At 45.9% G+C, this 13,508-nt stretch carries 15 protein-coding genes; 8 read left to right on the top strand and 7 right to left on the bottom strand.

Features of this window, described 5'->3' with window-relative positions; translation table 11 throughout:
- Nucleotides 1-54: 54 nt before the first annotated feature.
- The 4 genes from trkA to def form a co-directional block, all read right to left on the bottom strand.
- Entirely contained in the window at nt 55-1,431 is a 1,377-nt protein-coding gene (gene trkA / locus BCT34_RS19010) for a Trk system potassium transporter TrkA (RefSeq protein ID WP_004735766.1), read from the bottom strand.
- A 109-nt stretch (nt 1,432-1,540) separates the two neighbouring features.
- Complete coding sequence (gene rsmB / locus BCT34_RS19005; RefSeq protein ID WP_076654347.1) at nt 1,541-2,821, bottom strand: 16S rRNA (cytosine(967)-C(5))-methyltransferase RsmB; 1,281 nt, start codon at nt 2,819-2,821, stop codon at nt 1,541-1,543.
- A gap of 91 nt (nt 2,822-2,912) precedes the next feature.
- Complete coding sequence (gene fmt / locus BCT34_RS19000) at nt 2,913-3,860, bottom strand: methionyl-tRNA formyltransferase (protein ID WP_076654348.1); 948 nt, start codon at nt 3,858-3,860, stop codon at nt 2,913-2,915.
- Between the two features lie 37 nt (nt 3,861-3,897).
- Nucleotides 3,898-4,410, bottom strand: coding sequence for a peptide deformylase (def, locus tag BCT34_RS18995; RefSeq protein WP_017058772.1), 513 nt, complete (start codon nt 4,408-4,410; stop codon nt 3,898-3,900).
- Between the two features lie 140 nt (nt 4,411-4,550).
- Between def and BCT34_RS18990 the strand changes: the two genes are divergently transcribed.
- From BCT34_RS18990 to BCT34_RS18975, 4 genes are read left to right on the top strand one after another with little or no spacing between them, the layout of a single operon-like run.
- Complete coding sequence (locus tag BCT34_RS18990; protein ID WP_076654350.1) at nt 4,551-5,642, top strand: LysM peptidoglycan-binding domain-containing protein; 1,092 nt, start codon at nt 4,551-4,553, stop codon at nt 5,640-5,642.
- Nucleotides 5,639-6,751 carry a DNA-processing protein DprA gene (dprA, locus tag BCT34_RS18985; protein WP_076654351.1) on the top strand — a complete coding sequence of 371 codons (1,113 nt, stop codon included), beginning with the start codon at nt 5,639-5,641 and terminating at the stop codon, nt 6,749-6,751. Before BCT34_RS18990 ends, dprA begins: the two co-directional genes overlap by 4 nt.
- A 2-nt stretch (nt 6,752-6,753) precedes the next feature.
- Complete coding sequence (locus tag BCT34_RS18980) at nt 6,754-7,230, top strand: DUF494 family protein (protein ID WP_029235095.1); 477 nt, start codon at nt 6,754-6,756, stop codon at nt 7,228-7,230.
- A gap of 12 nt (nt 7,231-7,242) precedes the next feature.
- Nucleotides 7,243-7,812, top strand: coding sequence for a topoisomerase DNA-binding C4 zinc finger domain-containing protein (locus tag BCT34_RS18975; RefSeq protein WP_076654352.1), 570 nt, complete (start codon nt 7,243-7,245; stop codon nt 7,810-7,812).
- 105 nt (nt 7,813-7,917) lie between these two features.
- On the opposite strand, the gene BCT34_RS18970 is transcribed toward BCT34_RS18975, so the two are convergent.
- Both BCT34_RS18970 and purE read right to left on the bottom strand, forming a co-directional pair.
- A complete protein-coding gene (locus tag BCT34_RS18970) occupies nt 7,918-9,048 on the bottom strand; it encodes a 5-(carboxyamino)imidazole ribonucleotide synthase (RefSeq protein ID WP_076654353.1) in 1,131 nt (376 codons plus the stop codon).
- A 5-nt stretch (nt 9,049-9,053) separates the two neighbouring features.
- A complete protein-coding gene (purE, locus tag BCT34_RS18965; RefSeq protein ID WP_004735777.1) occupies nt 9,054-9,539 on the bottom strand; it encodes a 5-(carboxyamino)imidazole ribonucleotide mutase in 486 nt (161 codons plus the stop codon).
- A 194-nt stretch (nt 9,540-9,733) separates the two neighbouring features.
- Between purE and BCT34_RS18960 the strand changes: the two genes are divergently transcribed.
- The 4 genes from BCT34_RS18960 (at nt 9,734) to BCT34_RS18945 (ending at nt 12,419) form a co-directional block, all read left to right on the top strand.
- Entirely contained in the window at nt 9,734-10,291 is a 558-nt protein-coding gene (locus BCT34_RS18960) for an L-threonylcarbamoyladenylate synthase (protein WP_076654354.1), read from the top strand.
- 19 nt (nt 10,292-10,310) lie between these two features.
- Nucleotides 10,311-11,228, top strand: a complete 918-nt coding sequence (gene hemF / locus BCT34_RS18955; protein ID WP_076654355.1) for an oxygen-dependent coproporphyrinogen oxidase — start codon at nt 10,311-10,313, stop codon at nt 11,226-11,228.
- A 74-nt stretch (nt 11,229-11,302) separates the two neighbouring features.
- Nucleotides 11,303-12,133 carry a shikimate dehydrogenase gene (gene aroE, locus BCT34_RS18950; RefSeq protein ID WP_076654356.1) on the top strand — a complete coding sequence of 277 codons (831 nt, stop codon included), beginning with the start codon at nt 11,303-11,305 and terminating at the stop codon, nt 12,131-12,133.
- 16 nt (nt 12,134-12,149) lie between these two features.
- Entirely contained in the window at nt 12,150-12,419 is a 270-nt protein-coding gene (locus BCT34_RS18945; protein ID WP_076654357.1) for a DUF1488 domain-containing protein, read from the top strand.
- Here the strand turns inward: BCT34_RS18945 and BCT34_RS18940 are convergent.
- Nucleotides 12,416-12,961: a gamma carbonic anhydrase family protein gene (locus tag BCT34_RS18940; RefSeq protein WP_076654358.1), complete on the bottom strand. Its 546-nt coding sequence runs from the start codon at nt 12,959-12,961 to the stop codon at nt 12,416-12,418. The genes BCT34_RS18945 and BCT34_RS18940 overlap by 4 nt on opposite strands.
- Between the last annotated feature and the right edge of the window lie 547 nt (nt 12,962-13,508).

Below are 13,508 nucleotides of genomic sequence, written 5' to 3'. Positions count from 1 at the left end.
ACCGGAGCTTCGTTCCCACAAGAAGGTTGTGAAAAGAAGCTTACGAGAACAAGGCTATAAGAAGAACGGGCTCGGTTGGAATAAAGACTCAACATCAGGTACGTATTTCTTGTCCACTAGGAACATAACTACGTGGTCATCCTGTTCGATTACGGTTCTATCGTGCGCGATAAGTACCTCTTCTCCGCGAACAATCGCACCAATAGTGGTACCCGGTGGTAGTTTGATGTCGCCAATCGCTCGGCCAACCACTTTAGATGTGGTTTCGTCACCGTGAGCAATGGCTTCGATCGCTTCAGCAGCGCCACGGCGTAGAGAGGATACGTTTACAATATCAGCACGACGAACGTGAGTAAGCAGTGCAGAAATGGTCGCTTGCTGTGGAGAGATAGCAATATCAATCACGCCACCCTGAACAAGGTCGACGTACGCGCCACGCTGAATCAGTACCATTACCTTCTTGGCACCCATGCGCTTAGCCAGCATTGCCGACATGATGTTGGTTTCATCTTCGTTGGTTAGGGCAATGAACACATCTACCTGATCGATGTTCTCTTCGGTTAGCAGCTCTTGGTCTGCCGCATCACCACAGAATACGATGGTGTTTTCTAATTCTTCAGACAGCTTCTCGGCACGAGTGTAGCTGCGCTCAATAAGCTTGATGCTATAGCTCTGTTCAAGGCGTTTTGCCAAGCTTGCACCAATGTTACCACCACCGACAATCATGATGCGGCGGTACGGTTTCTCTAAGCGCTGTAGCTCACTCATTACTGAGCGGATGTGGTTACTCGCTGCGACGAAGAACACTTCATCATCGGCTTCAATGATGGTGGTACCTTGTGGGCGAATAGGACGACCTTGACGGAAAATCGCAGCAACACGAGTATCGATGTGTGGCATATGCTCACGCAAAGCAGATAGTGCATTACCAACCAGTGGACCACCGTAGTAGGCTTTTACTGCTACTAGGCTAACCTTCTGTTCAGCAAAGCTCACAACCTGCAGCGCACCAGGGTATTGAATCAGACGCTCGATGTAGCTGGTTACTAGCTCTTCCGGTGCGATCAAGTGGTCGACTGGAATAGCACCTGATTTGAACAACGCTTCTTTCTCTTCTAGATATTGAGGAGAACGAATACGAGCAATTCGGTTCGGTGTATTGAAAAGAGAGAAAGCAACCTGACATGCAGCCATGTTGGTTTCATCCATATTGGTTACAGCAACCAACATGTCGGCATCTTGCGCCCCCGCTTCACGCAGTGTGTTTGGGTGGCTGGCATAGCCGTTTACAACCCTCAGGTCGTATTTGTCTTGAAGTTCACGCAGTCGGTCAGCATTACGGTCGACGATCGTGATGTCATTGTTTTCACCTACTAGGTTTTCAGCAAGGGTACCGCCTACTTGTCCAGCACCTAGGATAATGATCTTCATAGCCTTTCTCTTTTCTTTACCGTGGTAATTCTAGTTATCTAACTTAGTTTTGATAATGCACTAGAAAGAAACAGCGGCTAAGAAATAAATTCTTAGCCGCTGTTAGTTGTTATGCCTGTTTTACTAGAACTGCGTAGTAGAAGCCATCCATATCTTCTTCTCCAGGTAGTATTTGACGACCCGGATTTTCGATATCAGACCCAACAAGCGTTGCGTTCTCAGTACGTGCTAGGAATGCTTTCACTTGCAGTACGTTTTCTTGCGGCGTGATAGAACATGTCGCATAAACCATGGTGCCGCCTTCTTTCAGCTGACGCCACATTGCATCCATAATCTCGCTTTGCAGTTCAGCCAGCGCATCAATGTCAGATGCACGACGTAGCCACTTAATGTCAGGGTGACGGCGAATTACGCCTGTTGCTGAACAAGGTGCATCAAGCAGGATACGGTCGAACTTGTCGCCCATCCACCACTCTTCAGGGTAACGAGCATCGCCACAAATTACGTCGGCACGCAGTTGTAGACGTTCAAGGTTATCGTAAACACGGTCTAAGCGTTTAATGTCGCAGTCAATCGCAACCACTTCAGTGTCATTGGTATGCTCAAGAATGTGAGCTGTTTTACCACCTGGTGCAGCACAACAATCTAGGATTAGCTCACCATCTTTTGGTGTTAAGTAATCAACCGAAAGCTGAGCAGCAGCGTCTTGCACAGATACCCAACCTCTGTCGAAGCCAGGAAGCAGAGTTACATCACAAGGTGCCGCTAATTTTATGGCATCGGCTGCTTCAGGGTGCAATGTGTATTCAATGTTTTCGTTTTTAAGCAGTTCAACATACTCGTCACGAGTGTGGTGTTGGCGGTTAACGCGCAGCCACATTGGTGCCTTGCTGTTGTTTGCTTCAACCAGTTGCTCCCATTGATCTGGGTAGCTCTCTTGAAGCATTTTTAGAATCCAACTTGGGTGGCCGTATTTGCCCGCATTGTGGCTAACGGCTTTCTCGTCTAGTTCTTCTTGGTCACGTAGGTAGCTACGTAGTACAGCGTTGATCAAACCACTCAGGCTTGGACCACGCAGTGTTTTAGTACCCTCAACCGTTTCAGCTACCGCAGCATGCGAAGGGATACGCATGAAGCTTAATTGGTAAATGCCCACCAAGATTAGGTGGTGGAATACACGCTTTTTACCTTTAAGCGGGTTTTCCATCAGTTCGTTAGCAATTGACTCTAAGCGAGGCAGGTAACGAAGTGCGCCGTAGCAAATCTCTTGCAGTAGAGCGTGGTCTCGCGGGCGGAGCGTTTTTTGAGCCGCAGGGAGAGCGTGTGAAAGAGAGTGGCCTTTATCGACAACTTGGAATAGGACATTTGCAGCAGCAGCGCGAACATTCATGAGGGGTACCGAATATTTTATTTGAATACATGAGGGCATCTCTGCCCTCGTAAAGGTTTTCTAAGCAGCTAATTAGCTGCTTTAAAAGCGATTAAGAAAGTTGAGTACCAACTTCAAACCAGCTTGCACGAGAGTTCAAGATGTCCTGAACTGACATGGCTTTTTTACCTGGAACTTGCAGTTGTTCAAGAACAAGCACGCCTTGCCCTGTCGCTACATAGATACCAGTTTTATCCGCTTGCAGAATGGTACCTGCAGGCTTATCAGAAGTTTGCTCTGCTACACGGCTTTGCCATACTTTGATGCTATTTTCAGCGGCTTCAAAGTGGCTCATTGGCCATGGGTTGAAGGCACGAACGCAGCGCTCAATATGAGCCGCGTCATCACTCCAGTTGATACGTGCTTCTTCTTTGCTTAGCTTCTTCGCGTAGTTAGCAAGTTCATCGTCTTGCTTCTCAGCAACCGATTTGCCAGAAGCGATATCCGCCAAACACTCAACAAGAGCATCAGGGCCAAGGCCCGCTAACTTTTCGTACATTGACGCGCTAGTATCTGTCGCTTCGATAGGTAGCGTCGCGATGCTTAGCATGTCGCCAGTATCTAGACCGATATCCATCTGCATGATCGTCACGCCAGTCTCTTTATCACCCGCCCAAATAGAGCGTTGAATCGGAGCAGCACCACGCCAGCGCGGTAGGATAGAGCCATGTACGTTGATACAACCTAAGCGAGGCGTATCTAATACAGCCTGCGGAAGCAATAAGCCGTATGCGACAACAACCATGATGTCAGCATTCAAATCCGCTAGCTCTTGCTTAGCTTCATCTGACTTGAAGTTTTCTGGTTGGTAAACCGGAATATTGTTTTCAAGTGCGATGTTTTTTACTGGGCTCGCCGTTAGTTTTTTACCGCGACCTGCTGGACGATCTGGCTGTGTGTAAACAGCAATAACTTCATGCTCCGAAGACAACAACGCCGCCAAGTGACGGGCGGCGAAATCCGGAGTACCTGCGAAGACAATTCTTAAAGACTGACTCAAGGTAGGCTTCCTTCTAATTTAGTAATAGCAGCGATTATTAACCTTGTTTCTCGTTGAAACGTTTAATCTTCGCTAGCTTATCTTGAATGCGTTTACGCTTTAGTGGCGATAGGTAATCAACAAACAACTTGCCTTCTAGGTGGTCAAGTTCGTGCTGAACACAGATAGCCAGAAGGTCATCAGCGTCGAACGTGAATTCGTTACCGTCACGGTCTAATGCTTTAACCGTTACTTCTGCAGCGCGAGGTACTAGAGCTCGAGCGCCAGGTACAGATAGGCAACCTTCTTCGATACCATCTTCGCCGCGCTTCTCAGTAATTTCAGGATTGATAAGAACCATAGGTTCGTCACGTGTTTCTGAAATATCGATAACAACGATGCGCTGGTGGAAATCTACTTGCGTTGCCGCAAGGCCGATACCTTCTTCGTCGTACATGGTTTCAATCATGTCATCAACGAACTTTTGAATCTCTGGGGTAACTTCTTTTACCGGTTTCGCCACGGTACGTAGACGATCATCTGGTAATGTTAATACTTGTAATACAGACATATACACTCGAAATATTGAACTGTGCCGAAACAGCTTAAACCTTGTTGGCTCAATTCTAGACATTTTAGAGGTCAAATGACAGCATCCTGAAGGTAATTCTCAAATCAGATGTCATATATTCAGACCAAGGAACCTAGGTCATGCGTCATTTTTCTTCCATTTTTTCTGTTGTTTGTGCCTCGCTTTCGTTCGCCGCTATGGCTGAAAATAGTGCTCAACCTTTAACCATAAAGCAGGGCGCACCCGAGGCGTATGTAGTGGTTAAAGGCGATACCTTGTGGGATATCTCTGCGATGTATCTCGATAGTCCGTGGTTGTGGCCAAGGTTGTGGCAGGTAAATCCTGAGATAGAAAACCCGCACCTTATTTACCCCGGAGATAAATTGTCTTTGGTTTGGATTAATGGTGAACCGGTATTGAGTCTTAAACCGGTTATCAAACTGAGCCCTAAGATTCGTGTCTCTGAGAAGAAAGCGGTGCCAACCGTCAATGAGGGATTAGTTCTGCCATATCTACAATCTGATCGCTTGGTTGAGCGGCAAGATATTCAATCCGCGCAACGAGTATTGGGGACGAGTGATGGCAAGCGTTTCTTATCGGGTGCAGACAGGTTATTTATCTCGGGCAACCAACAACATCAAAAGTGGGGTATTTACCGCGCCGTTGAAACCTACCAACGACAGCAACCCCAAGCGAGTATGACATCGCTACGTTTGGTTGCCACTGCGCGTCTCAAAGAGGTGGACGCTGAGTTTAGTAGCTTGCAAATAGACACTCAACTGCAAGAGGTACTGCTTAACGACCTTGTGCTACCTGAACTTGGTGTTGATCAGGTGAAGCTCTCAACCACGTTTTATCCTGCGCCTAGTGCAGCGGGTCAGTTTGCTAATATCTTGGGTTCATTAGACGGCAGCCAATACAGTGCAAAGAATCAGGTGGTGGTTATTAATAAAGGCTCACAGGACAATCTTCGCCAAGGATCTATGTTTACGCTTAGTGAAAGCGGCGCGGTGGTGTTTGGTAAGCAGGGTAAATATAGCTATAAAGAGTCAGCTGCGAGCGATAAGGTGCAATTGCCAAGTACCTCTCTGGGTAGTTTGATGGTGATTCGCCCTTACGAGTATTTTAGCTTGGCCTTGATCACTCAAAGTTCTAAGCCGGTTAGTAATGAAATTCTGGCGGTATCTCCTTTGGATCTAGCTTTGACGGAAGAGGCTAAGGGCACCGAGTGAATGAGCAACAACTGAGTGCTTGGCTAACTCTAAGTTTTGTTCCGCAATTGGGTGGCAAACGCCTTTCTCGCTTGCTGAGTATCGACTCCCCTTCGAACATCGTTGGCTACTCAAGTCAGCAGTTGCAAGCGATGGGCTTGTCAGCCAAGCAAATCTCCTACTTAAGACAGCAAGTTCCAAGAGAAGTGGAAGCTTGCTTAACATGGCAAGCAAAACGGCCTAATCATCACATCATTACTCCTAGTTGCCCACATTATCCCAAACTGCTGAACGAGACAGCCTCTGCACCCAGTGTTCTTTTCGTTAAAGGACACGTCGAAAAGCTGATTGAACCTCAAATCGCCATGGTCGGCAGTCGCAATGCCAGTCATGAAGGGCTGCAAACCGCCAAGTCCTTCGCCAAAGAGTTCGTCCAAAACGGTTTGATTGTCACCAGTGGTTTAGCGCTTGGGATTGATGGTTATGCTCATGATGGTGCTCTGGATAAAGGAGGGGAAACTTTTGCTGTGTTGGGCTCAGGCTTGGACTCTATTTACCCTGCACGTCACCGAAATCTCGCGGATAGAATTTGTGAGAATGGCGCGCTGATATCAGAATTCCGCCCAAGTGCTAAACCTCGATCTGAACATTTCCCTCGGCGTAACCGTATTATAAGTGGCTTGTCTTTGGGGACTCTCGTTGTTGAGGCTGCTGAGAAAAGTGGCTCACTGATTACAGCGCGTTATGCGATGGAGCAAGGTCGCGAAGTGTTTGCACTTCCTGGTTCTATTCATAACCCAACCTGTCGCGGAGGTAACAGCTTAATTAAATCTGGTGCATGCTTAGTACAGAGTGCTCAAGATGTTCTAATTGAAATAAAGAGTCTGTTAAACTGGTCTATAGATCAGCAGCCCAGCTTATTCGAACCTACGCCGAATGAGGGTGAAAATGAACAATTGCCATTTCCACAGCTGTTAGCTAACGTAGGGTTAGAGGCGACACCCGTTGATATTTTGGCACAGAGAACCCATATACCTGTGCATGAGGTCATGATGCAGCTTTTAGAGCTTGAGCTCTCAGGGCATGTTGTTGCAGTTTCCGGTGGCTATATTCGAAAGGGGAGAGGCTAGCTATGATGATGGACATACTGATGTACTTGTTTGAAACCTACATCCATAGCGATTCAGAATTGCAGGTGGATCAAGACGAACTGGAAGATGAACTTCTTCGAGCAGGGTTTCACCAAGATGATATTTATAAGGCCCTCCATTGGTTAGAAGATCTTGCGGCACTGCAAGATACCGACAACCAAGCGGCGATTACTATGTGCTCCAATACCTCGATGCGTGTTTACACAAGCAAAGAGATTTCACGTATTAATATGGAGTGTCGAGGTTTCCTACTATTCTTAGAGCAGATCAACGTGCTCACGACAGAGATTCGTGAAATGGTAATTGATCGTGTGATGGGACTTGAGACCAACGAATTTGAATTGGATGATCTGAAATGGATTATCTTAATGGTGCTATTTAACGTGCCGGGTAATGAAAGTGCTTACACGCAAATGGAAGAGCTGTTGTACACCAAAGAGCAAGGTATCTTGCATTAATACAGGCTTGTCATGAGTAGTAAGATTGATAATCAGCTTTTTTCAGCACATGAACATGCGTTAGAGCATGAACCATGTCCACAGTGTGGTGGAGAGCTTCAGCTTCGCCATGGTAAGCACGGCCCATTTTTAGGCTGTAAGCAGTATCCGAACTGTGATTACATCAAGCCTCTTCATCAAAATGATGGTCATGTGGTGAAAGAGCTGGGCGTGCCGTGTCCTAAATGCCAAAACGAATTGGTATTAAGGCAAGGTCGCTTTGGGATGTTCATTGGTTGTAGTAACTATCCAGAGTGTAATCACATCGAATCTTTGGACCAACCAAAAGAACAACCTGAAGAGCAGCCACTTGTCGCCTGCCCTGAGTGTGGTCGAGGCCATTTGGTTGAGCGCAAATCTCGCTATGGCAAAACCTTCTATGCGTGTGATAACTACCCTAAGTGTAAGTTTGCTGTTAACCAGCCACCTGTTATAGGTCGTTGCGAAGAGTGCCAGTTCCCGCTGTTACTGGAGAAGAAAACGGCCAGTGGCACTAAGAAGCAATGTGCTGATCGCAAGTGTCATCACATTCAATCTCAGTAGTCATTTTAATCACAGTAAGTTAACCACCAGAAATAAAAAAACGGCGCTCAATGAGCGCCGTTTCTATATCCAATGAACTTTTTACATCAATAAGCCAATGTAGGCTTACTTCATCTGCTCAGCAAACTCATGCACAGCAGGGTAGGCTTGCTTATCGAGAATGTTTGCCAATGAACATAATGTTCTTTGCAGTTCGGCGTTGTAGTCAGCGCTCACATTGATGTGGCCCATCTTACGACCCGCACGCTTCTCTTTGCCATACCAATGAACATGACAGCCGCCTTGAGCCAGAATAGCCTCAGGTAGGGTATCTTCACCAAGAATGTTGATCATTGCGGTTGGACGAATCAGTTTAGTGCTGCCTAGTGGCATACCACATACGGCACGTAGGTGGTTCTCAAACTGACAAGTTTCTGCGCCTTGTTGCGTCCAGTGGCCAGAGTTATGAACACGTGGTGCAATCTCATTAACCAGCAGTGAACCTTGAACATCAAAGAACTCAAGTGCAAGCACGCCAACGTAGTCCAAACGTTCTACAACTGCGGTGAACATGGTTTTTGCTTGCTCTTGCAGCTCAATGTCATCAATCGCTGTCGATAAGCTCAACACGCCTTCGGTGTGAACATTCTCAGCCAGTGGATACACTTGAATCTCACCATTGATACCACGAGCACCAACCAGTGATACTTCGCGGTCAAACGGAACAAACTCTTCAGCCACAATGGCTTGGTTGTCTGTTGCGGCAATACACTCAGCCATTTCTGCCCAAGTCGCATCAACATTGTCGAGTGTCTTTAAGCGCCACTGGCCCTTGCCATCGTAGCCGCCAAGTGTGCTCTTCAGTACCATTGGTAAGTCAACGTGAGCGATCGCAGCGTCAAAGTCTTCACGAGAATTAATCACATAGTACTTAGCATTTTTCACGTTCGCTTCGTCCAACAGCGCTTTTTCAAGGCGACGGTCGCCGCCGGCTTTGATTGCTTCTGTTGTCGGTAAGAACTTACCGCTGCGCTCACACACCTCAAGTACATCGTGAGGGATGTGTTCGAACTCTGCAGTAATGACGTCCGCACGCTCTATCGCATTTTCTAAGCCGTTGCCTAGAATCGCTTGCGTTAATGGGTGAACAATATTTTTGCTGCCAACATCAAAAGCAGAAATTTCAATATTCAGCGGTGCCCCAGCTAGGGACATCATGCGAGCAAGTTGGCCCGCGCCTAACACAAGAACATGCATGGGAATTAGTCCTCTGCAGGGTTTGGGTTAGCAAGTACCGTTTCTGTTTGCTCAGAGCGGAACGCTTCGACTTTTGCCATCACTTCTTCATTGTGTGTACCAATGATTTGAGCAGCTAGAATGCCAGCGTTCGCTGCACCAGCTTCACCGATAGCTAGAGTACCTACCGCGATGCCTTTTGGCATCTGTACGATAGAAAGCAGAGAGTCCATGCCTTTCAGTGCTTTAGATTGAACTGGAACACCAAGAACAGGTACGCTTGTGAAAGCAGCAGCCATGCCTGGAAGGTGTGCAGCGCCGCCAGCACCAGCAATAATCACTTTAATACCGCGCTCTTTCGCACTGGTTGCGTAGTCTGCAAGCAACTGAGGTGTGCGGTGAGCAGAAACCACTTTTGTTTCGTACGCCACGCCAAACTGGTCCAACATTTCTGCAGCTAGCTTCATTGTTGGCCAATCAGATTTAGAACCCATGATAATACCGACAGTCATCTCAAACTCCTTCAGGTACGATTTAATTAGTGATTAGATATTTTGCGCGCATTATACGGGTAAAATTGCCCAAGGAAAACGTTTGCGTCAGTCTAAGTTGTTAATTGATACATTTTATAAACAAATAGCTTTAGTCACAGTGAGTGATAATTTGTACACTTAGTGAGTTAGATAACTGAATTAATGAGGCACCCGTGGATAACTTTCAACATACTTTGCAGGCATTACAACAAGGTGAAGTCATTGCTTACCCGACCGAAGGCGTTTTTGGGGTCGGTTGTGATCCTGATAATCCACAAGCCATCCAGAAATTACTCGAGTTAAAACAACGCCCAGCTGAAAAGGGCTTGATCCTAATTGCGGCAAGCTACGAGCAGTTGCTTCCTTATATTGATGAGAGTCAACTAACGGATGACCAATTAGCGACGGTTAAAGCGACATGGCCAGGTCCGGTCACTTGGATTATGCCAACCAGCAGTAAAGTTACTGACTGGGTCAGCGGTCAATTTGATTCGATCGCGGTACGCGTGACTGATCACCCTTTGGTTCAAAGAATGTGTAATGAGTTTGGTAAGCCGTTAACCTCTACCAGTGCTAACCTGACCGGCGAGCCGCCTTGTATGACGACTGAAGAAGTTCAGCTGCAACTTGGCCAACATTTGGTGGCTATTTTAGAAGGTCAAACGGGTGGTCGTGAGAAGCCAAGCGAAATTAGAGATGCAAAAACGTCGAAAATATTAAGACAGGGTTAAACCCTGCAGAGGAAGAAAGATGTCAGCAATTGATAAAGAAGCAGTAAAACAGTTTTTACTGAGCCTACAAGATTCGATTTGCCAGCAGCTTGAGCAAGCTGATGGTAGTGCGTTGTTTGAAGAAGACGCATGGCAGCGTGAACCTGGTGAACGTCTCGGTGGCGGCGGTCGTACTCGTGTGATGACCAACGGTGCGGTATTCGAGCAAGGTGGGGTTAATTTCTCTCACGTAGCGGGTAAGGCCATGCCAGCCTCAGCCACCGCTCATCGTCCTGAATTAGCTGGGCGTAAGTTTGAGGCAATGGGCGTCTCATTAGTTATCCACCCTAAAAACCCATACATCCCAACCTCACACGCGAATGTTCGATTCTTTATTGCGGAAAAAGAAGGGGAAGACCCTATTTGGTGGTTCGGTGGTGGTTTTGATTTAACACCATTCTATCCGGTTGATGAAGATTGCCAGTCTTGGCATCAAACAGCTAAAGATCTGTGTGCGCCGTTTGGTGATGATGTTTATCAAGAGCATAAAGAGTGGTGTGATAAATACTTTTATCTGCCTCACAGAGATGAAACACGCGGTGTTGGTGGTCTGTTCTTTGATGATCTTAACGAGTGGGGCTTTGAGAAGAGTTTCTCTTATATGCAAGCGGTCGGTGAAGGTTTTGCTGCCGCGTATTTACCAATTGTAGAACGACGCAAAGAGACACCTTATGGTGAACGTGAGCGTGACTTCCAGCTTTATCGTCGTGGTCGCTATGTTGAATTTAACCTTGTGTATGACCGTGGCACCCTATTTGGTCTACAGAGTGGTGGCCGCACAGAGTCTATATTGATGTCTATGCCACCATTGGCTCGTTGGGAATATCGCTACGAACCTCAAGAGGGTTCACCAGAAGCTCTGCTTTATAGTGACTACCTAAAGCCTCGAGTTTGGTAGTTCTTCCTTCCTTATAGCGATAGTGATAGGGTCATCTATATAGATGACCCTTTTTATTTCTGTTAGGTAAGGATATGACACAGCAAGTAGATCGTTATGCCGTTTTCGGCAACCCTATTGGGCAAAGCAAATCGCCATTTATTCACACATTATTTGCTCGCCAAACCAATCAACAACTTACCTATACAGCACTGCAGCCAGAACATGGTCAATTCATTACCGCGGCTAACGCTTTTTTTAGCGAAGGCGGTAGAGGGTGTAATGTCACTGCGCCATTTAAAGAAGACGCTTATCAGTTTGCTAATCGCTTAACGGAAAGGGCTCAACTAGCTGGTGCAGTTAATACATTGAAGAAGTTAGATGACGGAGAGATCATCGGTGATAACACTGATGGTGAGGGTCTCGTTCAGGATTTGCTTCAGCATCAGGTAATATTAGAGGGTGCTCGAGTTCTCTTGTTAGGTGCTGGTGGTGCAGCGAGAGGAGTGATTCAACCTCTGCTTGACCAAAAACCGCAGCAGTTGGTTATCGCCAACCGAACCAGTTCAAAGGCAGAACTATTGGCTGAGATGTTTTCGTCGCATGGAAATATCAAAGGTATGGGGCTAAGTGATGTGAACGAAGGCTTTGATGTCATTATTAATTCGACTTCTTCTGGTCTAAGCGGACAGCTTCCTGAAGTGTCTGACGTTATTTTCAATTCTAATAGTGCCGTTTATGACATGGTTTACGGATCGGGAACTACAGTATTTAATCAATGGGCATTAGATAATGGTGTTCATGCTGCTTATGATGGTTTAGGTATGCTGGTGGGTCAGGCTGCAGAGAGCTTCATGCTCTGGCGTGGTCTTCGTCCGGGAACCAAGCAGATCTTAAGAGAACTACGTAGAAATCTAGAGATGTAACAAGGTACTTATAAAAATGAATCAATCAATCTTATTTCCTGATATCCAAGATTGGGATGAAGAGAGTCAGTCAATCGTTTTTCCAGCACAACAGTCGGGTGCATTGATCGAATGTGTCATGTCTATTGAAGAATTATCACTATTGGCAGGTAAAGATATAGAAGAAGGTGAACAAGCGTTGGCTATATTTTCTGAGCTTCGTTTTGATATTGAAGAATTAGCAGAAGAGCTAATAGAAGAAGAGGAGTATGACTCCTCTAATCGAATTCAGATCAAAGCGCTTTAAACAGGAAGCACTGAGTCTAGGTAATCATTTTTATTCTGAACATAATTGTCAGCCGACTTCTGCAAGAAAGCACGTTCTTTATCGTTTAATGGGCGTGCTTGCTTAACTGGGCTTCCTACATATAGATAACCGCTTTCAAGTACCTTATTAGGCGGAACCAAGCTACCAGCACCAATCATCACATCTTCTTTAATAACCACGCCATCAAGCACGATAGCTCCCATACCAACAAGTACACGATCTTCAATAGTACAGCCATGCAGCATTACTTTATGTCCGATAGTGACATCATTACCTATTAATAGAGGATAACCGTCAGGGTTTTCTGCATTCTTATGGGTGACATGCAAGACACTGCCGTCTTGGATATTGGTTCTATCGCCTATATGTATGTGGTTCACATCCCCTCGAGCTGCAACCAAAGGCCATACACTAGAGTCATCCCCGATTTTGATATCACCAACCAGTACCGAACTTGTATCTATATAGACACCTTGCCCAATTTGGGGTGATATCCCTTTATAACTGCGTATTGAACTCATAAATCCTCCTTTATATAGGCACCTTAAGCCCTTAATTAAGGGGAATACTAGTGAAAATGGGGTGTTTTGAACAAAAAACGCTCGAACAATCAAAAAAGTAAGAAAAACTTCAAAAAGGGCTTGCCAGTGTGATCGAAATCTCTATAATGCCACCTCGCTGACACGGGATGGCTTCTTAGGAAACCCAAACGAATCAGCAGGTCAAATTAGCCAAGCTAAGCGCTTGAAAAAAGTTTTGAAAATAGTGGTTGACACTAAAACTTAAATCGCTAAAATGGCCGTCCGATTTGAGCGAAGCTCAAAAAGGAAAAGCTCTTTAACAATTTAAACCTATCAATCTGTGTGGGCACTCGTTGATGAATATCAAAACGTTATTACTTAGGTAATAGCAGTTACTTCGGTAACAAATTGATTTCAATGAACTGAGTGACCAATACGAATAATTACTTTCTATATAGAGAGGGGTTATTTGGCACAGTCAATTCATTATCATTCTGTTGGAATGGTAATAGCTTTAAAATTACATAGTAGTTTTGAAGTCAGTATT

The organism is Vibrio sp. 10N.261.45.E2, assembly GCF_002875705.1.
Lineage (GTDB): Bacteria > Pseudomonadota > Gammaproteobacteria > Enterobacterales > Vibrionaceae > Vibrio.
The sequence above is the reverse complement of the archived record's forward strand: the minus strand, read 5'-3'. Positions and strand labels throughout refer to the sequence as shown.

Coding starts and splice junctions, on each gene's coding strand:
- trkA (WP_004735766.1), bottom strand. CDS start 1,431: ATGAAGATCATTATCCTAGGTGCTGGACAAGTAGGCGGTACCCTTGCT.
- rsmB (WP_076654347.1), bottom strand. CDS start 2,821: ATGAATGTTCGCGCTGCTGCTGCAAATGTCCTATTCCAAGTTGTCGAT.
- def (WP_017058772.1), bottom strand. CDS start 4,410: ATGTCTGTATTACAAGTATTAACATTACCAGATGATCGTCTACGTACC.
- BCT34_RS18990 (WP_076654350.1), top strand. CDS start 4,551: ATGCGTCATTTTTCTTCCATTTTTTCTGTTGTTTGTGCCTCGCTTTCG.
- BCT34_RS18980 (WP_029235095.1), top strand. CDS start 6,754: ATGATGATGGACATACTGATGTACTTGTTTGAAACCTACATCCATAGC.
- BCT34_RS18975 (WP_076654352.1), top strand. CDS start 7,243: ATGAGTAGTAAGATTGATAATCAGCTTTTTTCAGCACATGAACATGCG.
- BCT34_RS18970 (WP_076654353.1), bottom strand. CDS start 9,048: ATGCATGTTCTTGTGTTAGGCGCGGGCCAACTTGCTCGCATGATGTCC.
- purE (WP_004735777.1), bottom strand. CDS start 9,539: ATGACTGTCGGTATTATCATGGGTTCTAAATCTGATTGGCCAACAATG.
- hemF (WP_076654355.1), top strand. CDS start 10,311: ATGTCAGCAATTGATAAAGAAGCAGTAAAACAGTTTTTACTGAGCCTA.
- aroE (WP_076654356.1), top strand. CDS start 11,303: ATGACACAGCAAGTAGATCGTTATGCCGTTTTCGGCAACCCTATTGGG.
- BCT34_RS18945 (WP_076654357.1), top strand. CDS start 12,150: ATGAATCAATCAATCTTATTTCCTGATATCCAAGATTGGGATGAAGAG.
- BCT34_RS18940 (WP_076654358.1), bottom strand. CDS start 12,961: ATGAGTTCAATACGCAGTTATAAAGGGATATCACCCCAAATTGGGCAA.